This is a genomic window from Seohaeicola nanhaiensis (assembly GCF_042654245.1).
Taxonomy (GTDB): Bacteria; Pseudomonadota; Alphaproteobacteria; order Rhodobacterales; family Rhodobacteraceae; genus Seohaeicola_A; species Seohaeicola_A nanhaiensis.
Genome location: NZ_JBHSGI010000034.1, coordinates 56,940 through 81,094, shown reverse-complemented (window position 1 = coordinate 81,094; position 24,155 = coordinate 56,940). Strand labels below are relative to the sequence as shown.

Below are 24,155 nucleotides of genomic sequence, written 5' to 3'. Positions count from 1 at the left end.
ATCCGCCTTGGGCGCGAGCTATATATCGCGGGGCAAGTCGAAACAAGATAACGAGATGTCGTGTTCAAGCCGCCAAGAGCCATGCACAAAACGCATAAGCGGAATGCATCTTGGCTGTATCCGAATCGGTGCCCATCGGTCATAAGAGGCCTCGCGCCGAAAATTCAAGAGCAAGAAAAACAAGGAAAACGAGATGAAAGATTTCGTTGACGGCACTGCCTTCAATAACGAGCAAGGCAATCGTGCACGGAAACTCTTTGCAGCTGTTGTGTTGGCTGCCCTCGACGATGCCATCGCCGATGACAAGAAATACGGCAACGGGCCGGAACAGATCGCCCGCTGGGCACGCTCGCGCGATGGGCGCGAAGTGCTGAGCTGCGCCGGGATCGACCCGAACGAACGTGTTGTCACCGGTCTGATGGAATTCGTCGGACGTGGTGTTCGCACCTCTGTCGCGCTGTCGCGCGAAGAGAGCGAGCGCCGTCATGCTGCTGAGCAGGCCGAAGCCGCCTGATCGAAACCGATCCATAAGGATCCGAAAAGCGCGCCCAGATCGGGCGCGCTTTTTCCTTGGCCGGCGGGCTTCCCCATCCCGCAGAAATCGGGTGTGGTTGCTCCGGCAGGTTCGGAGGACGCATGGCACGCGCCATCATGATTCAGGGCACCGGCAGCAATGTCGGCAAATCCATGCTGGTGGCCGGCCTCGCCCGGGCCTGCGTCCGGCGCGGGCTGTCGGTCGCGCCGTTCAAGCCGCAGAACATGTCGAACAATGCCGCCGTCACCGTCGACGGCGGCGAGATCGGCCGCGCCCAGGCGCTGCAGGCCCGCGCCGCCGGCCGCGCGCCCCACACCGACATGAACCCGGTGCTGCTGAAACCCGAAAGCGAGACCGGCGCCCAGGTCATCGTGCAGGGCCAGCGGCTGGGCCATACGCAGGCGCGCGCCTGGCAGAAGGACCGCACCGCGCTGATGCCGCGGGTGCTCGACAGCTTCCGCCGCCTTGCATCCAGCGCAGACCTCGTTCTGATCGAGGGCGCGGGCAGCCCGGCCGAGATCAACCTGCGCGCCGGCGATATCGCCAACATGGGATTCGCCCGCGCCGCCGGTGTGCCTGTCGTACTGGTCGGTGACATCGACCGCGGCGGCGTCATCGCGCAGATCGTCGGCACGCAGACCGTGCTGGAACCGGAGGACGCCCGCCAGATCGTCGCCTTTGCCGTCAACCGCTTTCGCGGCGATGTCACGCTGTTCGACAAGGGCCGCGACGCGATTGCCGATCGCACGGGCTGGCCCTGCCTTGGCGTCGTCCCCTGGTTCGCCGATGCCTGGCGCCTGCCGGCCGAGGATATCCTCGACATCGCCTCGCACCGGGGCGGCGCCTGCAAGATCGTCGTGCCGCAATTCCCCCGCATGGCGAATTTCGACGATCTCGACCCGTTGTCCGCCGAACCCGAAGTCACGGTCGAGATCGTCCCGCCCGGACGCCCCCTGCCCGGCGACGCCGACCTGATCCTGCTGCCCGGCAGCAAGACGACGATGGGCGATCTCGCCGCCTTCCGCGCACAGGGCTGGGACATCGACCTTGCCACCCACATCCGGCGCGGCGGCCATGTCCTGGGGCTGTGCGGTGGCTATCAGATGCTGGGCAAACGGATCAGCGACCCTGAAGGCGTGGATGGTCTGGCCGGCGAAGTCGCCGGGCTGGGCCATCTCGACATCGAAACAACGATGGCCGGCCGCAAGCGTCTGGCGCTGCAATCGGCGACAGCACAGCCCGGCGGCGAAGCGGTCAGCGGCTACGAGATCCACATGGGCGAAACCAGCGGCCCCGACTGTGCCCGCGCCTGGCTGGATATCGACGGCCGCCCAGAGGGCGCCGCCTCGCCCGACGGGCGGGTAATGGGGTGCTACCTGCACGGGCTCTTCGCCTCGGACGGCTTCCGCAAGAGCTTTCTCGCCCGTCTCGGCGCGGGATCGTCCAGCCACTACGAGGCTGGAGTGGAGGAAACTCTGGACGCGCTGGCCGCGCATCTGGAACGCCATCTCGATATCGACCGCCTGCTGTCGCTGGCGGCCGAGGTGCGCGTTTAGTCCAGACCGTGCGCGGCCAGGGCGCGCTGGATTTCCAGCCGCACCAGCTTGCGCACGTTGCGCGTGATCCGTTCGCCCAGGGCGCCCTGCAACTCCTCGCGCACGATCTCCGCCACCAGCTGGCGCAGAGCGGCCTCGTCCAGGACGTTTTCCTCGACCTGTTCATCCGCCGTAAGGTCATCCTGCTCATCGACCTCGGCGGCATCCTCGGCCGGCTCGTTCACCGCTTCGGAGACGTCCTCCGTTGTCTCTGCCGAAGCCTCGTCCGCATCTTCGGCAACACCCGTTTCGGGGGCGGCAACGGCGTCATCCTCCATGGCCTCGGACGTGGTCTCTTCCACAACCTCTGGGGTCAGCTCGGGCACCGAGACATGACCCTGCCAGGGAATCGTCTCGATCGGCGCCTGATCGTTGTCGTCCATCCCCGAGCCATCGGGTTCCCAGGAGCCGGGAGTCTCGGCAATGGCGGCTTCCAGCGCCTTGATCTTGGACTTGAGCGTGTCGCTGCGCGAGCGCAGCTCAGCGAATTTCGACGTATAGACAATGTGTTCGGCCGCCATGCCCGGCTCGGTGAACCGGCGCTTGGGGGCCTCTTCGGCAGCCGACGGCACGGGCGCCTTGGCATCGGCGATCTCGGGTTCCGGCTCGGCTTCAACGGTCGGGCGCGCCATCGCTTCGGACAGCATCAGCGGCGCGCGCTCGATCGTCGCCATGGGCGCTGCCGCCTCGGGCGCGGGTTCAGACTCAGCCGGCATCCGCGTCGCGGCATCCAGCAAGGTCGCGTTCGGGTCAAGCCAGGGTTCCTGCGGCGGCGCGGGTTGGGTGATCTCCGGCGTTTCGCTGCGTTCCGCATCCTTGGGCGCATCGTCCACGACCCGCAGCGAAGGTGTGAGCAACAGACGCGTGAATGCTTTGGGTTCTTTGGCTGGCACAGCCTTGGCGGACTCTTCTTGCACGGGTTGCGCGTCCTGCGGGTTCAGCTTGATCCGCTTCACCTCGCCGCGCGACTCTTCCGTGACGAGCCGTCGTATCGAAGACAGAACATCCTCGATATCTACATTCGTTACTGGTTCGGACATGTTTTCTTTACCGCTCTTGCCCCGCCCGGAAGTCTAACCGCTTCCGGGGATTCTCACAACAGGTGGCGCGGGCGGTTATTTCTTGCCCAGCCGCTTGAGCACCGAGTCGAGCTGACGGCTCTGCTTGCTGATCGCCGCCGGCGCCGACTTGACCATGTTGAAATAAGCCGTCGGGTCATAGATGGCGACCTTCAGCCGCAGCTTTTCGGCGGTCAAAAGACCCTGGGCCGCCAGCAACTGGTAGGCCGCGATGGATTCCTCGGACCGGGCGGAAATCTGCGCAGTCATGGCGTTCAGCAGTTCCTGCTCGGCAGAGAGAACGTCCAGCGTCGTGCGCGCCCCCAGAGTCGCCTCTTCGCGGATACCGTCAAAGGCGACCTGCGCGGCCCGTACCTGCTCGGCCGATGCGACGAGGCTGGACCGGGCGCTCTGCATCCGGACATAGGCGTCGTTCACGTCCTGAACGACATCGCGCTGTGCGGTCAGCAAGGCACCGCGCGCCGCGTCGCGCGTGGCCATCGTCCGCCGCACGCCGGCCGCCAGACCGCCGCCCTGATAAATCCGCTGGTTCAGCTGCAGCGTGATGCTGCCATCCCGGCCATAGCCGCTCGACCCGACATCTTCGGACACGCCGGCATCGGCGCCCAGCGTCACGGTGGGCCCAAGGCCGGCCGATGCGCCCTTGACCGCCATTTCCGCGGCCTTGACCCGATGCTGTGCCGCCAGGATCGTCGGATGCGTGCGCACCGCCAGGGCCACCGCCGCTTCCAGCGACGACGGCGAGGCCGGCAGCCGCGGCTGTCCGGCCAGCCGGCCAATGCGACGTCCGACCACCGCCTGATATTCCGCCTGCGCCGACATCAGGTTGCCCTGCGCCGTGGTCAGGTTGTTGCGCGCGCCCGCGACCCGCGACTCCGCCAGCGCCACGTCGGTGCGCGTCACCTCGCCCACGTCAAAGCGGTCCTGCGCGGCCCGCAGTTCCTCGCCCAGCACCCGCAGGTTGTTGCGCTGAAGGTTCACGCTGTCGGTCTGCAACAGCACGTTCACATAGGCAGCGGTGGCCCGCAGCAGAACTTGCTGCTCGATCGCGATCAGATCCTGCCGGGTTGCCAGGATGGTCTCGCGCGCCTGCTCGATACCATAGAAGCGCACGCCGTTGTCGAGAAGCGTCCAGGTCAGCGACAGCCGCGCCGCCATCGGCGAGGTAGTGCGCGAGTTGAACCGCGACGACGTCAGGGCCGAACCGCTATAGTTCTGCGTCATGCTGACCGTGTAGTCGATGATCGGACGCAGCCGCGAAACGGCAATTGCAAAGTCTTCGTCCGAGGCCCGCAGAAGCGCACGGTTCTGTTCCAGAAGACCGCTGCTGTTGTAGGCGCCGATCAGGGCATCGGCGAGGTTATCCGCCTTTGCCGCAACTGCCGGCAGTGTCAGGGCCACCGCCGTCGCGAATGCCACACATCCGCGCCTCAGCCGCGCGCCCGCACCCAGGATACCCATCATCGTCTCCATCTACTTGCCAGTCGCGTCCGCCCGCTCCGCCCCAAACGCGCCGACTTCGGGAGTCTGATACCAATTCGGCGGACGTGGCAAGCGCCTGCGCTCAAAAGACAAAGGCGGTGTGTCGTTCAAACCCCGGCAGCACCGGTGCCCCGGCGTTGAAGGCGAACCGCCAGGAAACCGAGCCGCCCGACTTGTAGCCGATCCGGACCGATCCCAGCGCGCCTTCCATGAACAGGCAGGCGATGCGTCCGCCATCCTTGAGCTGGGCCACCAGCGCCTCGGGCAGCTGGTTAACCCCGCCTTGGACGAGAATGACATCGTAGGCGCCATGTTCCGCGGCACCCTCGGCCAGCGGTCCCTGATGCACGATCACGTTGTCGGCGCCCACTTCGGACAACAGTGCCGGCGCTTCCCCGGCCATCGCCTCGTTCTCTTCGACGGCGACCACCGCCTGCGCCATCCGCGCGACAACCGCCGCGGAATAGCCAAATCCGGATCCGACATCCAGGACCAGTTCGTCTCCCTCGACCGCCAGCGCGTCCAGCATCTTGGCCAGCGTGCGCGGTTCGAGCATCACCCGGCCGCGGCCGAGATCGATGTTGTCGCCCGCATAGGCGGCCTCGCGCAGCGAGTCCGGCACGAACAACTCGCGCGGGACGCTCAGCATCGCGTCGATGATCGGAAATTTGGTGACATCCGACGGGCGGACCTGGGTATCCACCATCATGTGGCGGCGGGCGGCGAAGTCGATCATGGGCTAAACTCTTCGGTTCACTGTGGGCCAGTCCCGGACAGATGTGCCACAGACCGCGCGCCCCGGCAACGCCTCGCGCCGCCAAATCGCAGGTGGACCGGGGCGTCACAGCGTCCCATGGGCCCAGAAGCGGCGGCTGCGCCTGCAGGACACGGGCACACCATGCCGTCTTCAGAGGATTGTAATGTCATCCTCCAGCCCGGTCTTGTCGGTCAAGCCCCGCAACAGGATGCTGTCTGTCGCGCTGATCTCGAGCAGGACGCCATCCCCGGTGACCACGCCATCCGCGACGATCTGCGCAGCATTCTCTCCACCGAACAGGGCCGAGGCAAAGACCAGCCGGTCGACGCCGACGACAAAGTCGGTGACCACGTCCTGACCGACCTGACCCTTGAAGACGAAACTGTCCACTCCGGCGCCGCCGGCCATGCGGTCCGACCCCGCGCCGCCGTCGATCCGGTCCCGCCCGCCGCCGCCTTGCATGATGTCGTTGCCGGCCGCTCCCATCATGCGGTCGTTGCCGCCGCCGCCGATCATTCGGTCACGCCCGGCACCGCCGTCGAGGGTGTCATTTCCCGTCCCGCCGTTCAGCAGATCGTTGCCCGCATGCCCCGTCAGCCTGTCCGCACCTGACTCGCCGAACAGCCGGTCCGGCCCTCCGCCGCCCAGCAGCACGTCATTTCCGATACCGCCGCGCAGGATGTCCCGGCCCGCGCTTCCGTTCAGGCTGTCGTCACCGCCGCCGCCCAGCAGGGTGTCGTTGCCAGCATTGCCGAACAGCCGATCGTTGCCGACGCCGCCCACCAGCCGGTCATGTCCGCCGCCGCCGATCAGCACATCGCGCCCGGCCCCGCCGTTCAGGGTGTCGTTGCCCAGACCGCCCGACAGACGGTCCGCTCCGCCCAGTCCGCTCACCACGTCGTCCCCCTGCAGGGCATCGATGACGTCACGTGCGGCGGTCCCTTTCAGAATATCATCGCCGGAGGTCGGCCCGCCCGGTTGCGAGGTGGAGCCGGGGATTTCCACCACACGGATATGCAGGGGGTCGATCCCGCCGTTCACAGCGCCATTCGACGCATCCGCCCAGACAACCGCGACATTGCCGTTGTCGAGCACGGTCGCCTCCAGCAGCGTCTGGGATGCGTTTGCATGCTCGGTCAGGCGCTGCGCGTCGCCCGCCGAACTTCCGTCGGCGTTCAGCAATTGCACGAGAATATCGAAATCACTTGTTGCGACGGCCACCTGCCAAACGATCAGCAGCCGGTCACCCTCGACCGGTACGACCTGACCGATGCTGTATTCCTCGCCCCACTCCGGAGCCGGGAAGGGTATGTCGATCCGCTTGGTCAGCGCGCCGGCGTTGTCGTACCAGTCCAGCCGGAAGTGGTCGATAGGAGTCTCATACCGGATGTCATTGTCATAGCGGTAGCCCATGACAAAGCCGCCCGCCGCCAGCGGCTGGATCACGTTCGGGGCAAAGCCCGTCACCGTCCCGTGCTGGTCCGGCGTCTGGTCGATCTGCAGGAAGACCGGTCCGCCCGCGCCGGGATCACTGGCCGGCGCACTGACCAGATCCGGCCCCGACAGGCGGATTTCTGTGCCGATATTGCTGTCGCCGCCCGTGATCACAAGGATATCCCCGTTCGCCAGCTGAACGACGCGTGAATCCTCGCCCGCGCTGTTCAGCAGCACCGGGGCGCCCAGGGTAATCCCATCCGGCGCAAGGACGCGACCGTAGAGGTCGTTCGGGCCCCGAGCCTCCCACACGAAAATCGCCCCGCCATCAGCGGTGCCGACCACGTCGCCAAATTGGTCGTCGTCCTCGGTTGCCTCGACATTTCCGCCATCCTCGGACACCAGGAAGGGCTGGCCCTTCGGCGCACCGTTGGCACCATAAACACGGGCAAAGACGTTGTCTTCGCCGCCCGAGATGGTCATCGACCAGGTGACGACGAACCCGCCATCGGCCAGCGCGGTGACCTGGCTGTCGGAATGCGCATGCTCGGAGGGCGTGTTGGCCACGCTGCCCGGTCCCAGGGGCGCGCCGTCAGGTGCAAACATCCGCACGTGGATCGACCTGTCTCCCGCCGGTTCGGACCAGGTCGCAACGATCTGCCCGTTGGGCAGGCCGGCCACACGAGCCTCGGTTCCGAACTTGAGGGTGAAAAGAGACAGGAAATCGCTCAGCGAATATTCGGGCAGAAGAGTAAGGGGCATCAATACGTCCAGTAAAATAGTCTCATTGCACGCGGTGAACCGCGCCATCCGCCCCGACCACAGATCGGAGGCGGCGCTTGCAGCCGCCAGCGGACGGGCCTAAAACATTTTGAAATCCCGATGAAAGTCAAGGTCTTTGACCGTCTGGTCAAACTTTGACCCGCGACTTCGATACGGCGGATGATCCGGACGAGCGCAAAAGCTCCAAACACAAGCCATCCCGCCCACCGGATAACCGCTTGACGGGATCACCGGGAAAATCTATCCAGCCACGGCAGTTGGCGGGTTGGCGGAGAGGTTACGCAGCGGATTGCAAATCCGTGTAGACCGGTTCGATTCCGGTACCCGCCTCCAGAGGCTACGTTTAAGCTATTGTTTTTCCGACATAAATTACCGGATGCCCGCTCAAGAGGTGCAACCTACCCGCCCATAGAAAAAGGCCGGACCCGAAGGCCCGGCCCGTGTCGCAAGTTGCGACAGCGCGGTTAGTGCTGCGCGGCCGTGGTCGGATTCTCCCGCCGGTCATAGACGGCCTGCTTCCAGAGCTGGAGCGCCTCCTCAACGTCAACCCCATCCTCGGCCACGGTGCGCATGGCGAGAAGTAGCGCGCTCATCTCCGCCTCGGTCATTTCCAGCTTGCGCAAAGCATCGAGCATACCGCGCCGCTCTTGCTCGCTCTTCCGATAGGCAATCGCCATGCTTTTCGGATCGCCGCAAACGATCCAGTCGATAGAAGCGCCAACGCTGCCGATCCAGCCCACGCTGGACGTAAGCAGATCGCCCTTTCTGTATTTCAGCTTAGGTTCTTCCAAGTCGAACCAACGGCACCAGGCGGCGACACGGCCGCGTTGCGTCGTCAGGTCGAGTTCAGGTTGAGCGGTGTCTAGTTTCGATGCGGTCATTGCCAAATTCTCCCGTTATGCTACCGTCACAGCAAAGGTGACAAATGCACAATATCAAGGGGCAGCAATGGTGACAAGCGCACAAATCAGGGCGGCGCGTGGATTGCTCAACTGGACCGTCCGTGATCTTGCGGAAAAGGCCGGCGTTCACCGGAATACGGTCACGCGCGCCGAAACCGATGCGACAGGCCCCGGCCATGCAACCGCCGCGATTCGTGCCGCGCTTGAAGACGCTGGAGTCCAGTTCATCGCAGAGAATGGCGGCGGAGCCGGGGTTAGGCTTAAACGAAAGGAATAGGCAATGGAACGTGAGAGCGTGTTTGAATGTCTGGACGAGCATGGCAACGTTAGATCAGTTGCAGTGCTTCGCCAAGATGACGGCCGAGAAGTATGCCGGATCGTCGGAGGTCCGGAACTCACACGGATTGATGAAAACACATTCAGGGCAGAAGGAAACGCACAATATGCCATTAAGCCAATGATATACAAGCGAGTTTAACATCTTAGCACGGGCCAAAGGTAGCGCTGAAACAGCTTCGATGGCTGGCTGACGCCCAGTCACGATAGACAAACATATATCCAACTCCCCCCAATACGATGGCGACGACCAGAAACAAGATGGCTAAGCGGTAGTCCATCCGGCAGGTATGGTAGGTTTGCACGTGCCATGCAATTCTAAGCTGTGCATCTTCAAGCGTTGAATTTTGGTCGTCCTCCCTTTTCAAGGCTGATGCCTTCCAAGTTGGAAGGCACGCCTGAATCAGATTCGCCCCCGTTTGCTGTCGCTGATGACAGACGTTCGCACCCGATTCTCAAATTGCCGGTGCATCGCCACCATTGCGGCCTCCAGGCGCGCGACTGCGGCCTGATCCGCCCCCCGCGCGTCGATCTGCGGTGCAAAGGTGAATTGTTGCCCAGAGCCGCCCGCTCCGCTTGCACTCCGAAGCGCGGACTGCGCTTGAGACACGCTGAGAATGCGCCCGTCCACCTTCGGGAAGAAGGGTTCCGGCCCGGCCTCTCCGACCATGTAGGGACTGCCGGCCGAAACCATGCCGCCACCGGCACGAGGCTTGAACAGGCCACCAAACAGGCCATCAAGCCACTTGCCAGCGCCCAGCCCCTTGAACGCCGAATGGATCAACATTCGCGATAGCTCATTCAGCAGCGAGGCAACCGCATCCTTGGCCGAAGCCGAACCGGTCACGATAGAGGCGAACATATCCTCCAGAGAGTTTTCCAGCGTCTTCGCCGTGTCGCTCAGCTGCGCCGCGCTTTCGTTCAGAGCGCTCACCGCCCGGTCCCGCACCTCGTTCGTGACGATCTCCGGGAACAGCCGGTGAAGCTCGTTGATGCGCTCCATTTCGGTCGCATACTTCTCGGCCGCTGTGCGAGTGTCATTGAACAGCCGTTCGGCCTCTTTCAGCCCATCGGGGACTTTCTTACCGCCGCCACCTCCGCGCGTTTTCTCCGGCGGGGTCACATAGCCGATAACCATTTCCGCGCGTTCAACTGGCGTCGGGCCACGGCCACGCCCGCCGTAAATCCGGCCACTCGGATCAGCCGTGCCAGCCTCATACCCTGCCGCCAAGGCGTTCTGTCGGTTGAAAGCGGCCAGCAGGTTGTCAGCAAGCCGTCCAGCCTCGTCCGCTGCATCCTTGACGCCAGCGGCCAGATTGATCTGCGCAAAGGTCAGCCCGTTCTCAACTGCGATCAGAAGCGATTCGTAAAGGCCGATGGTCGTTTCATCCGCATCCTTCAAGCCGCCCGTCGCGGTGAAAATCTGCTGGGCAAAACGCGACATTGCATCGGTCTGCGCCTCCAGGGTTCCGGCTGTCTGGATTTCCGCAAGCGTGGCGGCCATCTCGGCCGCCTCAAAGGTCCCGACCTTCAATTCCTTCCGAATGGACTGGATTGCCTTGATCAGGTCGTTGTCGGCATTCAGAACATTGGAAAGGCTTTGCCCCTGCGCCGCGCGCAGCTCTTGCAACCGGGCGGTCTGCGCCTCAGTCCGCGCCCGACCAAGATCCTTGAGTTGCTGAATTTCCTTCTCACGGGAGGCGAAAAGGTCTTCCTCCAGGGCAAGGATTTGCCCGGCAATCTCGACCTCCTGCCGTGTGACACCTGCGCCGATACCGGCAAACTCGCCCGGCAGAGAACCGGCCACGTCCGCGAAAGCCCGTTGCGCCCGAACCGCCGCAATCTGCTTCTGAAACTCCAGTATCTGCTGCGCCTCGGCGGCGCGGTCGCCATACTGCGAAACCAGGTCGCCAGCTGACACGGCCGACGCGCGCGCCGCAGCGTTGTAAGCGTCCGTCGCCTTGGCAAGTTCCTTCATTTGGTCGGACAGGCTTTCAGCTTTGCCGCCCATGCTCGCCAAGGCGATTGCGACCGGGATGCCGATTGCCGCCACGGTGCCCAGAAGCGGCCCGACAAGGCCAAGAGTGCCGCCTAGAGCACCGAAGCCGCCCAGAAGCTGCGGCAACTGCTGAGACAAGGCCCGGCTGGCGCTGGTGCCCGCGCTGATCTGCACCGCCACGTCTCCAAGCTGATTCGCCGTGTTCTGCAACACAAACCGACTCGCGCCCGCGCTGGTGCCGATCCGGGTCAGGCCCTCGGCCGCCTTGTTGGCGTTCGCGGCAATGCGCGTATTCATCTGGTCGAACCGCTTTTCAATGCCGGTTGAGGTGCTGGCCGTGACCTGCCGTGCCCGCGCCATCTGCTTTTCCAGCTTGGTCAGGCTCGCCTCCAGGCGGACAACAAGAGCGCTTTCAATGTCAGCCATCCGTCTTGGCCTCCATTACCTGCGCCTGCGTCCGTTCGCGCCGCTCCAGGACTTCCAGGCGGTGCCGCAGGCGAGCATTTGCATTCGCCAGCGGCAAGACCGCTTGCAAGATCACGTTAACCTGCTCGAATTGGAATCCCGACAGCACCAGCCGGGAAGCGAGCGCTTGCAATTCATCACAAGCGGCGTGGTTCGCCCGATCAACCTTGTTCACGTACTGCCTCCAGTTCCTTCAAACGCTGATGACCGGCCTTAACCTCTACCTCCAATGCTTCGATCCGCTTGATGTATGGGCGCAGCGCTTCCGCCAGCACCTTGCCGGTTTCTTCTGCCAGCCATGTTGCCTCTGACGCCTTCATTCTGCGCCCCTCTTACTGCCCGCCAGCGGCCACCAGCGCCGCGCAGGCGGGAAAGGCTCGTGTCCGCCAACTTGGCGGTCTGGCGCAGACGCTGCGGCCTCCAGAGCCGCAATGCGCTTTTCCAGGTCGCTTATCCTTTTGAAAATCCAGCTTCCGGCCGATGAATCCATTGCTCTTGCCCTCCCTTAAATGCTGGTCGGTTCGGTGATGGTGGCGAAGGCGATTGCGTTCTCCCGCAGCGGCTGCGCGGCAAGGTGCAAAATCATCCGCACCGCCCGTCCGTTGGTCTGGAACATGGAAACCGCATTCGTCGCCGTGGGCGTCACGGTGTCGTTGGTCGGGTTGTCCAGCATCTGAATTGTAGCCTGACCAGACGCGGCAATCTCGACGCGCTCCAGATTCGAACCAATCGCCCGGGCGTTAACCAGCGCCATCCGCCAAGGATCGAGTCCATCGGACAGGACGGCCGGCCGGCCTAGGATCATCCCATCAAACGGGTTCATGGAATCGGGAAGGTTGGGCATCGTTACTAACCAATTCCATGCTTTCGGAGACAGAGCCCAATAAAGCCGGGAAAACGCGCCCGTGTGAACGGCAGACAACATGCCTTCGATCATCTGCCGAATTGCGTCCAAGTCGCTGCCGTAATCGGTTGCCTCGAAGGTGCCCGAATTTGTGAGCCGCTGGAAAAGTGCCCGGTCTGCGGCTTCTGCCGCTGCCGCGCGCAGAAGGTGCGAAATGAATGCCTGTCCTTCGCCGCTGGTGGCAGTCCAAAGTTCGGCCGTTGTCGCGATCAGCGCGGCAACTTTGAAGGCTTCCAGCTTGTCGCGGCGCATGTTTAGCGCTTGCAGCGGAATCGGCTTTCCCTCGTCAATCTCTGTGGCCGTCGCGGCCATAACCGATGTGGCGAGCCAAGTTTGCATCGGCGCGGCGGTAACGGACGAGTCCGCCAGCATCCGAAAGAGAACGGACGTTTCCGCCGCCTGCGCAACGAAAGCGGTTACGGCCGTGGAGCTTCCCGCCAATCCCGGCTGACCGGCCACGGTTTCAGCCGCCACGGCCGCCTTAATCCGCTCAATGATTTCGAGCGGTGCGCCAAGAGCTTCCGCCGTGCCCGCCACGCCCCGACCGGGGTATTGGCTTAGCAACGCCTTTGATCGCGCAAGCCAGGGAAGCAGCGCGCCAGAGGCGACAATCTCGGTGGATACTGGCCGGTTTTGAATGGTCATGGGGCATCGCCTCAAATGATGAATTTCCCCGATTATGCCGGACATTGCCCGGCCGACCTATCGCGGCAATGTTTCGTTCCCAGAGTGAAGCATTGCCCAGACGGTGCCCGCTCCATCCCGCCCGACGCGCGCCGTTGTCCGGGCTTCCTGCTGCGCCAGCCATCGCCCAAGCCGCCGCGCAGACGTTGCCCCTGCCACCTCCAACGCGGTGCAAATGTCCGGTGTCGGAGCGCCTTCAATCCGCGCGCACCGCCCCCTCGTCTCGGCCAGCTCCAGCGCTTCGCCGGCCGTGAAGACGCATCCGTCTGGATAGGCTGCGCGCAACTCAGAGGCCAGCCAATCGCCTTCATCCGGCACCAGCGCCGCAACCAGTCGTTCGAGCCGTTCCAAACGGGCCAAGATTGCCGCCTGATCTGTCATCGAGCGTCACCCGCCATGAATTGCTGAATTGGCGGCTGTGTCCAGCCTTGTGCCACGCAAGAGCCGCAGGGCGTCGTCGCATACCTTTTCGCCACGTTCAGCGTCTCTACGAACACCCCGCGCAGACTGCCCGGTTTTCTCGGCCTGATCGTCTGAGAAAGAGGGTTGGACAAGTTGGCCAACCCTTGTGTGTTGGTTGCTTCCATTTGCCGTTTCCGGGTGCAGCGCCTCGTACGCCCAGGATTTCCCAACTGTGGATGGCTGAGAAAGCCTGAGCCGCCGGTTCCTTGCCGGGCGGCCTCTGAGGATCGCACCGCCCCCCCGCCCATCCGGGATTTCTGAATTGGCGATGCGCGCGAATGCTTGGGCGGTCGGTTCGGCATGTCTCACCACCCGGGGATTACCCACCCCCGGCCACCGGTTCGCCTTCACTGTAAACGGTTTACAGTGAGCCGCTCGCCAAGCCTTCGCTGCGCCGGGAAGCAGACCGCATCTGCAATCCGTTTGCAGATAGCCGAAACGCGCCTCGTGAATTTCATCGCCGCGCAGGCCAAGGTTTGGCGCAGAGGGAAATCGCGGAATCCGTAAAAGATCACTATACACTTCTCCCCCTTCCCTTAGGCCAGACGATAGAGACCCGGCCGCTTGCCCCGGACCGGCGGCTTGATCTCCTCCACGAAACCGCGTTCGATCAGCGTGTCACGCGCACGGGCGATGCGAGTGTGATGCCACGGCGGCTGTTTAGCCTCGCTCATCGCGGTCGGCGCGATCCGAAAGCTGGGGCGGCTGCCGTGCCAACGCTGGAACAGCATCAGCAACGTGAAAGCGTCGGGGTTGTCGATCAGGGCATCCATCCTGCGATCTCCTTCGGTAACTTGCGGCTTGATCAGGCCGAGGAAGTTCCTGCCCGTGGTCTCGTATCCCCAAGCGGATCGGGCGCAGCGCTGAACCTCGGACGCGGAAAGCGGATCGGGAAAAGCGCTGGCCCAAGTGGCGGCAACGTCGCTCAGGGCGTCCAGGTCGTCACAATGCCGCGCCTGCGTCATGCAATAGCGCCACAGGGCGTGGTTGCGCTCGCCCTGCTGCACGCCTTCAGCGGCCCGGCTGAAGCCGGTGTCGAGCGCGCCGGGCTTGATGACCGGCAGACCGTCGAGCGCTGCCAGACCGCCCGTGCGGAAGGCGTAGGACGCGCCGAGATCCTCGCGCCAGGACGGCGGTGCAATGGAAAAACCGGCGCCCAATACGTCGATAGGCTGGCCGGGAAAGGGACGGATGCGCCGCCCTTCACCGTTGTGCCGATACCAGGCCTTGCTTTTGCCGCTTGCCGTGCGGACAGTCAGCGGGGTTCCCCCGAAGCGTTCCAAGACAACGGCCAACCAAGCCTCGCCGACGCCATCCACGTCGATTTCGGTCAGGCCTGACGCCTGACCCATGACGATGCCCAGCCCATCGGCATCGCCAAGCCGGGCATCAGCGGCCCAGATGCGCGCCCGCTGGGGCGTTGCGAATTGCCAGCCTTTGACAGCGGGGCGCTTGTGCCGGGCGTCCACCGGGAAGGCCGGAAGACCGGCCTCCGCGTATTCATGGGCGTGTGCGGCGAAGATGCGGGCGGCGTTCATTCGTCATCCCCATCGTGATCGTCGCCCGGCGCGGGAAGGGCGTAGGCAATCAACTGCTTGTCGAAGGTTTCGCGTTCGCGATCAGTTTCGAGTTGGTCATGGTCGAGGTGGCGCTCGATGGCAGCCCTGAGGATTTCGGCGATCATGTTCGGCGGCAGTGCTTCCAACTGGCATGTTCCGCCGTCCCAGGACTTGGACCGGCTGTCCGTAGCCTTGGGGGGCGCTGTCGGCAGGTCGAAGTCGCGCACCTGGTTGCGCGTCAGGGCGATGCGCTCGAAGTTCACCTCCACCGTCGCCCAGGGGCGGTCGGCGGCGACGAAGGCCGCGACGTCCTCGGCCACGCTCTCGAAGATGCTTTCGCCGCTGGGGTCATAGTCGCCCAGGTGCAGGATCACGGCGGGCTTGCCGATCCGGCAGATACGATCCGCCAGCCTCTTCTTCGCGGTCAGACTGTCGAAGCCGCCGGACGAGTAGACTGGAACCGAATAGGGTTCGGCAACGTCATGCAACTGCACCTGCATCCCTGCCGCCTCGCACCAGACCTCGATGTAGATTTCCTGCCCGGAAAGCTTGTTCCTGGTGTAGTTCTCGCCGAGTTCGCGGACGTGACGCAGGAAGTCGTCGTGATCGTCAAAGTGATCCATCTGGTAGGTGATGATCCCGTCGTCGCGGATCGCGCGGAAGGGGATGCGGCGGGCGCGGCGGGCATTGGCCAGGTGATGGCAGAGTCGCCCATAGTCGGCCTCGGTCTTGTCGAAACCGAATGCACCGACCAGTCGATAGAATACCTGCCGGACGGTCAAAGGCCAGTATTCCCTATACTCGTTCATGACGAGATCGACCTGCTCCAGCAGCGCTTGGGTCTTGGCCTGCGGGTTGTAGTTGGTGATGTAGCCGCGCGGGCGTCCGGTTTTACGGCTTGCTGTAAAACTCATGCCGCCACCTCGCGCAGATCGAGGCGTTCCACTGATCCGCCTTCGGACTGGTAGAAGATCAGCGACTTGATTTGGTAGGTGATGCTGGTATTCTGATCCCGAAGCCCGTCAGCTTTGAAGTCAGCCCCGGTCGCGCCCGCCAGCGCGCCGGGGTTCGTGTTTTCTGCTCGCATGGGTCACCTCAGGCCGCGTTCTTGGCGCGTTTCGAGGCTTCCCACGCTTCGATCTCTTCCAAGTCGAAACGGGTGCATTTGTCGGAGAACTTGTAGGGCGTGGGAAAGGTCGGATCGGCCTTGATCCGGTCATAGATCGCGCGCCGGCTGGTATTCTGCCGCGCGCTCAGGTCCGCGATGCTGATGTAAGTCTTGGTCATAGTGGTGCATCCTGCCCGCAGGGTGCGCCAATCGCACCCTTTCGCCGGGGTGCGCCACAGGTTGCACACAAGCGCCGGGACACATGCGCGTCATGTCCCTACTTTTTGTGCCTGTCCCAAAGTTTCTTGTTTGCGGCTTGGCTTGTGCCGATACCTTCCTTCGCAGCAATCGCCGCAGCGCCGCTGACGGTCTGTCCCGGTATCAGCTCGGCCATGCGCTCCAATACAGCAGCGGTATTTTCCCCGAGTTGGCCCTTGCGCATTGCTCCGCCCACCTGCCCGGCTTTAACCTGAAGGACTCCGCGCCCGAGGGTCTTCCACGATACCAGGGACCAAACGTACAGAACTTCGTCCTCAAGTCGGCGCAGTCGGCCCCATGCCATGGCAATCTTTCCAAGCTCGGCAAATCGGCGAATCTGTCTCAGTTCGCATTTGACGGCAGCCGGGGAGCTGCGCTCGGCCACCCAATCGGAAACGGCAACGTCAGTGACCTTTTCGAGGAACAGTTTGGCGACAACCGATTCCTGCGCCGCCGATACCCGCTGCTCCACCGCTTCAAGCCGGCTCCAAAAGTCGCGCTTAACGGCCGCGACAAGTTCCTCGTCGTCGTCATTCATTGGACAGATACCTTCCCCAATGGGCCATCATCTCGCGGCGCTTCTCAACCTGATCGCTGCGGTCATAGGCTTGTTGAACCTTCGTTCCGACGCGGTGCGTCAGCGCGATTTCAGCCATGTCGCCGTCGTAGGTCGTGACCTCCGCCACCCACGTCCGGAAGGTCGCCCGACACGCGCCATGGGGAACGGCAGGTTCACCCGTTTGGGGATCCACAAAGCCGGTTTCATCCTTCTTGACTTGCGCGGCGTGGATCTTCCGCATGACTGCGGCGAGCGCCGCATCGCTCAGAGCGCCGCCGCGCGGTGCCCAGAACACCAGCGGGTTGCCGTTGTCCCGAGGCAAGCCGTTCAACAGGTCGATCATGCGGTCGGTCAGCGGCACGCGATGTGCCGATCCGGTCGGCGGAATCTTGGACTGCTCCCGGCCGGGCTGGATCGTCCACATCCTCGCGTCGAGGTTGATTTCCTCCCACGTCGCGAAGCGAACCGCGCCCGTCCGCGAGACCGTCAGCGCCTGAAACTCCAGCGCCCTCGCGCTGATGCCCTCGCGCGCGCGCACGGCCGCAAACCACGACGGCGCATCGCCTAGCTTCAAGGCGGGGTAGTGACGCGCGCCCTGTAGCCGCGAAGGCGACGGTAAAACCATGTCGAGGTTGCCGCGCCAAGTCGCCGGGTTGCGGCCGGTGCGGCTCCCCGCCACGGTCGCGAAGTCGAGCACGCGCTCGATACGCTGGCGCACCTTCGTGGCGGTTTCCGTCTTGGTCGTCCATATCGGCCGCAGGGCAGTCAACACGTCGTCCAGGTCAATGTCGCTGACCGGCATCTTGCCGAGAATCGGAACAGCGTAGTTATCGAGCGAGGCGCGCCATTGCCTTCGGTGCGCGGCGCTCCGGAACTCCACCGCCTTTTCTGCGGCGAAGCGCTCGACGGCATCGCTGAATGTCATTTGCTTGCGCTGCGCGGCACGGCGCTGCTGCAAGGGGTCGATACCCTGCCGTATCAGCTTGCGGTATTCCCGAGCCTCTGAACGCGCATCCGCCAGCGTTGTATCCGGGTAACCGCCCAATCCGATTTCACGCCGTCGGCCGTTGATCCGCACCCGGAACAACCATGATCGCGCTCCGCTTTCCGTCACCTGTAGCAGAAGCCCGGCCACGCCGCCCACCGCGTGAACGCCTCTTGCGAGTCGCCTGACTTGTAGGTCATTCAGTTCGGCAGCTTTCTTCGGCACCGGTTCGATTCCCGCTTTGTTGGCAACTTCGAACCGAACAGGCGCGGCAACCTACCCGCCCAAAAAGTTCGCATTGGACGTAACACAACCGCACTCTACCGCAAAGAGGTTTCGCGCAAGATGTTGTTTTTGTTACCATCCCGCACGCATCCGCACGCTAGTCAGGTGGCGGTACCCGCCTCCATCTCCTTCTAAGTGATTGGCTTGCTCGCGCTCGACTGTGTCGGGCCCAGCATTCGTCGCTACGAAAGAGGCGCTTGGGTTGCCAGGCCACCCGATGCGGCGGCCACCCGACCTTGGGCGTGACAGCATGGTATTCTCGGACCATGCCACCAGGATTTCGATGCTTTTGCCAGCGCACCTGTCGCGATCGGGCGTTCAGAATGGTCCATGGGCTGCCTCGGCGCGTAGTGAAATCCATGCGCGGCTCTGCGCCATGTCCGAGGAGGTTCAAGTGCCTGCCAGCCCAAGGGGCGGAGACCGCCTGCCCGCCTATGCCCTCTTCGCGGGGGTACTGGCGGCGGCCGGCCTGCCGATCTACCTGCATGCGCCGAAGTTCTTCTTCGACCAGTATGGCGTCGGTCTCGGTGCGCTCGGGTCGGTTCTCTTCGGGTTGCGGCTGTTCGATGTGATCCAGGATCCGGTCCTCGGCTGGCTTTCGGGAGTGCTGGAGCGCCGGCGGAGACGCGCCGTCGCACTGGTTGGCGTTGTCATGGCCGCGGCAATGGTCGGACTTTTCGCCATCGCCCCACCCATCGCACCGCTGGCCTGGTTTGCCCTGACCCTCGGGCTTCTGTTCACCGCCTTCAGTTTCCTGACGATCACCTTTTACGCGCAGGGTGTCGAAAAGGCCGGCCGTAATCCCGGCATGGGACATGTGCGGCTGGCGGCCTGGCGCGAGACCGGCGCTCTGATCGGCGTCTGCCTCGCGGCGGTGGCGCCGACCCTGCTGGGCGGTCTCTCGCCGCAGCCCTTCGCCCTTTTCGCTGTGGTCTTTGCCATCGCCGCACTCGTCGCCATTGTCGCGATGCGCCCCGAATGGCGGGCCACCGGGGCGGACACGCGACCGGCCTTCCGGGCAATCCTCGCGGACCCGGGGGCGCGACGGCTTCTGTGGATCGCCTTCGCCAATGCAGCCCCGGTCGCCGTCACCTCGACCCTGTTCCTGTTCTTCGTCGAATACCGGCTCGAGGCGCCCGGTCTCGAAGGGCCATTGTTGCTTCTCTTCTTCCTCGCTGCCGCGATCAGCGCGCCCCTGTGGGGATGGGCGGCTGTGCGCTGTGGCCTGCGGCGTGCCATGCTGGCCGGCATGGTGATGGCCATATGCTCCTTCACCGGCGCCGCCTTTCTCGGGGCCGGGGACGTGGTGCCCTTCGCGCTGATCTGCGTCGCGTCCGGCGCGGCCCTCGGCGCCGACATGACGCTCCTGCCGGCGGCCTTCTCGGCGCATGTGGGCTCGGGAACCGGCAATCCGGGTCAGGCCTTCGGGCTTTGGAACTTTGTGTCGAAATTCACGCTGGCCTTCGCGGCGGTGACCGTTCTTCCGGCACTCGACGCCGCCGGGCTGTCGTCCGACCGACCAGCGGGCGACGAAGCGCTGCTCGCCCTGAGCCTGCTCTACGCCGTTCTGCCCTGCGCCCTGAAGCTCATCGCGGTCTGGCTGCTGGTGTCCTCAAGGGAAATAGCTGCGCTCGATGCAGCTACCGGCGACGCGCGCGATTAAACAGGCCCAACACAGGTCTGGCTGCAGCCGGAACATCCCGGAGGGCAATGTCGCCAACAGGCATGGGTCCCTGAACCGGCTGCCTATTTGCCGGCGACCGATGCCTTCAACACGGCCGAGACCGGCGCAAGGGCAATCCGGGTCACGCGGTCCTGCAGGGCCCAGAGCAGCAGGGCCGAGATCGTGTCGGGGCGCACCCGGCCGAGCATGACCACCGCGCCTTCCTGACCGGCACGGAAGGCGGCCTGATCGAGGAAGCGGCGCATGACCGCCGGCGATTGCCCGGCGCCGTCAAAGTCGCGGAACACCGGCACGGCAGGGATGCCCTCGCGCACTGCCAGTTTCTGCGTCGTGTTCAGCCCGTTGCCCTGCGTGATCACCCCGCGTCCGCTGGCACCGGCAAAGGCGCTCACCTGATCCGACATCGGCCGGTTGCCCTGAATGCCGCTCTGCGTGCCTTCGAGCACAGCAAGCGCCTCGGGCAGCCGGGCGAAGCTGGCCGACAGGGCGATCTCGGCGTCCTGCGCCGTGCCGGCCCTCGGCAGATCGACCAGGGCCACCACTTCGAAACCGGCGGCACGGTGGCGGGCCATCTTGGCCGCGGCATCGGGGGCTGTCGGATCCACGGCGAAGGTCAGAGGATAGGGAAACTCGCGCAGGGCCTCCATGCCCAGCGACAGGTCGTCGTCGATCAGCACGATGGCCATCAACGGCTTGTCCTCCGGGTTTTCGAAGGGCACGGCATAGCGATCCAGCGGCGGCAGATCGACCGCGGCGGCAGTTTGGGGAGCGGCGGCAGGTTCCTCTGTTCCGCGCTCGGTCAGGGGTAGGACGCGCTTCCCGATGGTCGGGCGCAGGTCGCCCTCTTCGGATGTCTCGTTGCGCGACAGGACGATGACGCGCGGCGTTCCGGACGGGGCGGCCTCATCCAACGCCGGCGCGGTGTCGGACTCGGGCACCGCGATGGGCGCGTCCCGGCTCTCGGGCGCGGCGATGGTGGCCGGAGGTTCGGCCATGGCCGGGGCGGAAAACGGCTGCGGCGCCGCGGCCACGGCCTCGTCCGCAGGCGCGACGCCTTCCTTCGGCGCAGCCACTGTCGCAGGCGCGTCGGCCGGAACGGTCGAGGCATTGGGGGCAGGGTCGGCGAGAGGTGCGCGTACCGGTGACACGGTGCCGTCCGGCGGGGTGCCCCCCTCTGCCGTCACCGCCGGAGCCCCGTCTTCGGCCTGTGCCGACGGGACCGTGGCAGCGGGTTCGGTCACCGGCGCGGGCGGGTCGATCGCCTCGGTCGATACGCTGGGAACCGGATCCTGTGCGGGTTGCGAAATGGGCGCGGTGGGGTTCGCCGTGGGGGCCGACTCCGAGGCACCGGCAACGACCGACACAGTGCTGCCCTCAGGCGGCGATTGCGTGGCGGAAGGAGTGCCCGAGATCGCGGGAGGCGACGCAGGTTCGCTTGCCGCAACCGGATCGGGCGCCGCTGGCGTTTCCGGTGCCATCGCGCTGTCCTGCGCCTGGACTGCGCTCTCGCTCTTGAAACTGACCCCGGCGGTGGTCGCGCCGTCGCCCTGCCCCGCCGGTGCTTCCGGTGACGCGGCAACGGCGGGCTGCGCCGCCGGCGCGGTGTCCGCCCCGCCGGCCGGCGCGCCGGGTGCCGCGCCGCCGGAGGGTGCGTTTGGCACGGCCTCTACAACGTGGGAATCCTTGCCCGCGACGGACACATCGTTCTGCCCCGAGGCGGTTGAACCAGAGGTCGCATCGGGCGCTTCGCTGCCCACCTCCGGAACCGGCGTGACGGGGGCCACGACCGACAGCGCAACTAGGCCCACGCCGACTACGACGCCACCCAGAACGATACCCCCGAGAAATCCGCGCATAGCTGCCTTGCCTCTCATCTGTTGGCCCGCCGCCGCCGGCCGTCTGACGCGGCCTTTCGGTAAGGGCGGGTCGCGGACGGTTGCGCCTTGACGCTGGCCCGCAAGCCTGACCATGTAGGTGCCGAACCCTGACGCCGCCCCGGCCCGCGGCACCCCGCATCAACCGAAACAGACGAACCGAAACGCCGAATGCTGCTTCTGATCGACAACTATGACAGTTTTACCTACAACCTCGTCCATTATCTAGGGGCATTGGGCGCGGCCGTGACCGTCAGGCGGAACGATGCGCTGGATGTGCAGGCCGCCATGGCGATGCGCCCGGCCGGAATCGTGCTGTCTCCTGGTCCCTGCGACCCGGATCAAGCCGGTATCTGCCTGGCCCTGACCGCCGCCGCCGCCGAGACGCGCACCCCCCTGCTGGGCGTCTGCCTGGGCCATCAGACCATCGGGCAGGCCTTTGGCGGCCGCGTCGTGCGCGCGGGCGAGATCGTGCATGGCAAGCTTGGCCATATCCGCCACTCCGGCAAGGGCCTCTTCGCCGGCCTGCCCTCACCCTTCGCCGCGACCCGCTATCACTCGCTGGTGGTCGACCGCGCGACGCTGCCCGACTGCCTGGAAGTGACAGCCGATCTCGAGGACGGCACCATCATGGGCCTGCAGCACCGCGAGCTTCCCATCCACGGCGTTCAATTCCACCCGGAATCCATCGCCTCGGAACATGGCCACGCCCTGCTCGACAATTTTCTCAAGACGTTGAAGGTGCCGGCATGAGCGACGCCCTGAAACCGCTGATCGGCGCTGCTGCCGAGCGTCCGCTGTCCCGCGCCGAGGCCGAAACCGCCTTTGCCATCCTGTTCGAGGGCGAAGCGACGCCCAGCCAGATCGGCGGCCTCCTGATGGCGCTGCGCACACGGGGCGAAACCGTTGACGAATACGCTGCCGCCGCCGCGGTGATGCGCGCCAAATGCCACAAGGTCGCCGCGCCGCAGGGCGCCATCGACATCGTCGGCACCGGCGGCGACGGCAAGGGCACCCTGAACATCTCGACCGCCGCCGCCTTTGTCGTAGCCGGTGCGGGCGTAATCGTGGCCAAGCACGGGAACCGCAACCTCAGCTCGAAATCCGGCGCCGCAGATGCCCTTGGCCAGCTTGGCATCAAGGTGATGGTCGGCCCGAAAGTCGTTGAATCCGCCATCAGAGAGGCCGGCATAGGCTTCATGATGGCGCCCATGCACCACCCGGCCATGGCCCATGTCGGTCCGGTGCGCGCCGAACTCGGCACGCGGACGATCTTCAATATCCTCGGGCCGCTGACCAACCCCGCAGGCGTCACGCGCCAGCTGACCGGCGCCTTTTCGCGCGCGCTGATCCGGCCCATGGCCGAGACCCTCGGTCAGCTTGGCTCGGAAACCGCCTGGCTGGTCCACGGCAGCGACGGCACGGACGAGCTAACCATCACCGGCTTGTCCTGGGTCGCGAAACTCGCGAACGGCGCCGTCACCGAGACCGAACTGCACCCCGAGGAGGCCGGCCTGCCCGTTCACCCCTTCGAAGCCATCGTCGGTGGCAGCCCCGAACACAACGCCGCCGCCTTCCGCGCGCTTCTGGACGGGCAGACCTCGGCCTATCGCGATGCGGTATTGCTAAACGCCGCCGCCGCGCTGGTCGTGGCCGATGCCGCCGCCGACCTGCGGGAGGGGGTGGAGATGGCCGCGGTCAGCATCGACAGCGGCAAGGCGCGCGACAAAGTGGCCGCCGTCGCCCGCATCACCCAGGGCGCCTGATGCCGCTCGACCTGTCGCGCCTCGGCGGGTGGGCGGATTTGCCGTTCTTTACTCAGGATCTGCCCGCGATCGAGACGGCGCTTGCCGCCGAACCCGGGGCGGTCTATCCGCCGCCCGCGCGCATCTTCAAGGCGCTGGAACAGACCAGCCCCGCAGATACCCGGGTGCTGATCCTGGGACAGGATCCTTATCACACGCCAGGAAAGGCCGACGGCCTGGCCTTTTCGATCGCCCGGAACTTTGGCGGCAAGCTCGACAGCCTTGGAAACATGTTCAAGGAGTTGCAGGACGATCTTCAGGTAATGCGTCAACGCACCGACCTGGAAGACTGGGCCGCGCAGGGCGTGCTGCTGCTCAACACCTCTCTCACGGTGCCCGAAGGCCGTCCGCACGGGCACAAGTCCATCGGCTGGCAAAAGCTGATCCATCAGGTTCTGGACCGTCTCGACCAGCAACCGCGCGCCCTGATCCTCTGGGGCAAGCCGGCCCAGAAACTCGGGGCACGGATGAACAATCCCGGCCACCTGCGCGTTGAATCCGCACATCCCTCGCCGCTCTCCGCCTATCGCGGCTTCTTCGGATCGCGCCCCTTCAGCCGGGTCAATGCGTGGTTGCGGGCCAACGGCGAGAGCGCCATAAACTGGGCTGACCAGGAGTGAC

23 protein-coding genes and 1 tRNA gene are annotated in these 24,155 nt (G+C 64.9%); 8 read left to right on the top strand and 16 right to left on the bottom strand.

Annotated elements, in window-relative coordinates:
- Positions 1–193: 193 nt before the first annotated feature.
- Positions 194–514 (top strand): DUF6280 family protein, encoded by a 321-nt coding sequence (locus ACFO5X_RS24370; RefSeq protein WP_189682239.1) that lies wholly within the window; start codon positions 194–196, stop codon positions 512–514.
- A 122-nt stretch (positions 515–636) separates the two neighbouring features.
- Complete coding sequence (locus ACFO5X_RS24365) at positions 637–2,091, top strand: cobyric acid synthase (protein WP_380722522.1); 1,455 nt, start codon at positions 637–639, stop codon at positions 2,089–2,091.
- Here ACFO5X_RS24365 and ACFO5X_RS24360 read toward each other — a convergent pair.
- From ACFO5X_RS24360 to ACFO5X_RS24345, 4 genes are all read right to left on the bottom strand, one after another.
- A complete protein-coding gene (locus ACFO5X_RS24360; protein WP_380722520.1) occupies positions 2,088–3,170 on the bottom strand; it encodes a hypothetical protein in 1,083 nt (360 codons plus the stop codon). The genes ACFO5X_RS24365 and ACFO5X_RS24360 overlap by 4 nt on opposite strands.
- Positions 3,171–3,245: 75 nt before the next feature.
- On the bottom strand, positions 3,246–4,682 hold the full coding sequence (locus ACFO5X_RS24355; protein WP_380722518.1) for a TolC family outer membrane protein: 1,437 nt from the start codon (positions 4,680–4,682) through the stop codon (positions 3,246–3,248).
- Between the two features lie 91 nt (positions 4,683–4,773).
- The gene (locus tag ACFO5X_RS24350) at positions 4,774–5,427 is read right to left on the bottom strand and encodes a protein-L-isoaspartate O-methyltransferase family protein (protein ID WP_380722516.1); all 654 of its coding nucleotides are present in this window, start codon (positions 5,425–5,427) and stop codon (positions 4,774–4,776) included.
- Positions 5,428–5,598: 171 nt separating this feature from the next.
- Positions 5,599–7,644, bottom strand: coding sequence for a calcium-binding protein (locus tag ACFO5X_RS24345; RefSeq protein WP_380722514.1), 2,046 nt, complete (start codon positions 7,642–7,644; stop codon positions 5,599–5,601).
- Positions 7,645–7,924: 280 nt separating this feature from the next.
- Here ACFO5X_RS24345 and ACFO5X_RS24340 point away from each other — a divergent pair.
- Positions 7,925–7,998: transfer RNA gene (locus ACFO5X_RS24340), tRNA-Cys, on the top strand.
- 131 nt (positions 7,999–8,129) lie between these two features.
- Here the strand turns inward: ACFO5X_RS24340 and ACFO5X_RS24335 are convergent.
- On the bottom strand, positions 8,130–8,546 hold the full coding sequence (locus tag ACFO5X_RS24335; protein ID WP_380722512.1) for a hypothetical protein: 417 nt from the start codon (positions 8,544–8,546) through the stop codon (positions 8,130–8,132).
- On the opposite strand from ACFO5X_RS24335, the gene ACFO5X_RS24330 reads away from it, so the two are divergent.
- Positions 8,524–8,844, top strand: a complete 321-nt coding sequence (locus ACFO5X_RS24330) for a helix-turn-helix domain-containing protein (protein ID WP_380722510.1) — start codon at positions 8,524–8,526, stop codon at positions 8,842–8,844. The genes ACFO5X_RS24335 and ACFO5X_RS24330 overlap by 23 nt on opposite strands.
- Before the next feature lie 462 nt (positions 8,845–9,306).
- Here ACFO5X_RS24330 and ACFO5X_RS24325 read toward each other — a convergent pair whose 3' ends face one another.
- From ACFO5X_RS24325 to ACFO5X_RS24280, 10 genes are all read right to left on the bottom strand, one after another.
- Entirely contained in the window at positions 9,307–11,328 is a 2,022-nt protein-coding gene (locus tag ACFO5X_RS24325; RefSeq protein WP_380722508.1) for a hypothetical protein, read from the bottom strand.
- On the bottom strand, positions 11,321–11,542 hold the full coding sequence (locus tag ACFO5X_RS24320) for a hypothetical protein (RefSeq protein ID WP_380722506.1): 222 nt from the start codon (positions 11,540–11,542) through the stop codon (positions 11,321–11,323). The genes ACFO5X_RS24325 and ACFO5X_RS24320 overlap by 8 nt, the downstream gene beginning before the upstream one ends.
- Positions 11,529–11,687 carry a hypothetical protein gene (locus ACFO5X_RS24315; protein WP_380722504.1) on the bottom strand — a complete coding sequence of 53 codons (159 nt, stop codon included), beginning with the start codon at positions 11,685–11,687 and terminating at the stop codon, positions 11,529–11,531. The genes ACFO5X_RS24320 and ACFO5X_RS24315 overlap by 14 nt, the downstream gene beginning before the upstream one ends.
- 185 nt (positions 11,688–11,872) lie before the next feature.
- Positions 11,873–12,916 (bottom strand): phage major capsid family protein, encoded by a 1,044-nt coding sequence (locus tag ACFO5X_RS24310; protein WP_380722502.1) that lies wholly within the window; start codon positions 12,914–12,916, stop codon positions 11,873–11,875.
- 1,037 nt (positions 12,917–13,953) lie between these two features.
- Entirely contained in the window at positions 13,954–14,955 is a 1,002-nt protein-coding gene (locus ACFO5X_RS24305) for a bifunctional DNA primase/polymerase (RefSeq protein ID WP_380722500.1), read from the bottom strand.
- The gene (locus ACFO5X_RS24300; protein WP_380722498.1) at positions 14,952–15,890 is read right to left on the bottom strand and encodes a hypothetical protein; all 939 of its coding nucleotides are present in this window, start codon (positions 15,888–15,890) and stop codon (positions 14,952–14,954) included. The genes ACFO5X_RS24305 and ACFO5X_RS24300 overlap by 4 nt, the downstream gene beginning before the upstream one ends.
- Complete coding sequence (locus tag ACFO5X_RS24295) at positions 15,887–16,063, bottom strand: hypothetical protein (protein WP_380722496.1); 177 nt, start codon at positions 16,061–16,063, stop codon at positions 15,887–15,889. Before ACFO5X_RS24295 ends, ACFO5X_RS24300 begins: the two co-directional genes overlap by 4 nt.
- A gap of 8 nt (positions 16,064–16,071) precedes the next feature.
- On the bottom strand, positions 16,072–16,263 hold the full coding sequence (locus ACFO5X_RS24290; RefSeq protein WP_380722494.1) for a helix-turn-helix transcriptional regulator: 192 nt from the start codon (positions 16,261–16,263) through the stop codon (positions 16,072–16,074).
- Between the two features lie 98 nt (positions 16,264–16,361).
- A complete protein-coding gene (locus tag ACFO5X_RS24285; RefSeq protein ID WP_380722492.1) occupies positions 16,362–16,880 on the bottom strand; it encodes a hypothetical protein in 519 nt (172 codons plus the stop codon).
- Entirely contained in the window at positions 16,873–18,111 is a 1,239-nt protein-coding gene (locus tag ACFO5X_RS24280; RefSeq protein ID WP_380722490.1) for a tyrosine-type recombinase/integrase, read from the bottom strand. The genes ACFO5X_RS24285 and ACFO5X_RS24280 overlap by 8 nt, the downstream gene beginning before the upstream one ends.
- A gap of 454 nt (positions 18,112–18,565) precedes the next feature.
- On the opposite strand from ACFO5X_RS24280, the gene ACFO5X_RS24275 reads away from it, so the two are divergent.
- Positions 18,566–19,834 (top strand): MFS transporter, encoded by a 1,269-nt coding sequence (locus ACFO5X_RS24275; RefSeq protein WP_380722488.1) that lies wholly within the window; start codon positions 18,566–18,568, stop codon positions 19,832–19,834.
- 83 nt (positions 19,835–19,917) lie between these two features.
- On the opposite strand, the gene ACFO5X_RS24270 is transcribed toward ACFO5X_RS24275, so the two are convergent.
- On the bottom strand, positions 19,918–21,711 hold the full coding sequence (locus ACFO5X_RS24270) for a divergent polysaccharide deacetylase family protein (RefSeq protein ID WP_380722486.1): 1,794 nt from the start codon (positions 21,709–21,711) through the stop codon (positions 19,918–19,920).
- A gap of 189 nt (positions 21,712–21,900) precedes the next feature.
- Between ACFO5X_RS24270 and ACFO5X_RS24265 the strand changes: the two genes are divergently transcribed.
- The 3 genes from ACFO5X_RS24265 to ACFO5X_RS24255 are packed head-to-tail and all read left to right on the top strand — an operon-like array spanning position 21,901 to position 24,154.
- Positions 21,901–22,482 (top strand): anthranilate synthase component II, encoded by a 582-nt coding sequence (locus ACFO5X_RS24265; protein ID WP_380722484.1) that lies wholly within the window; start codon positions 21,901–21,903, stop codon positions 22,480–22,482.
- Positions 22,479–23,495, top strand: coding sequence for an anthranilate phosphoribosyltransferase (gene trpD, locus ACFO5X_RS24260; protein ID WP_380722482.1), 1,017 nt, complete (start codon positions 22,479–22,481; stop codon positions 23,493–23,495). The genes ACFO5X_RS24265 and trpD overlap by 4 nt, the downstream gene beginning before the upstream one ends.
- A complete protein-coding gene (locus ACFO5X_RS24255) occupies positions 23,495–24,154 on the top strand; it encodes a uracil-DNA glycosylase (protein ID WP_380722480.1) in 660 nt (219 codons plus the stop codon). The genes trpD and ACFO5X_RS24255 overlap by 1 nt, the downstream gene beginning before the upstream one ends.
- The last annotated feature ends 1 nt before the right edge of the window (position 24,155 follow it).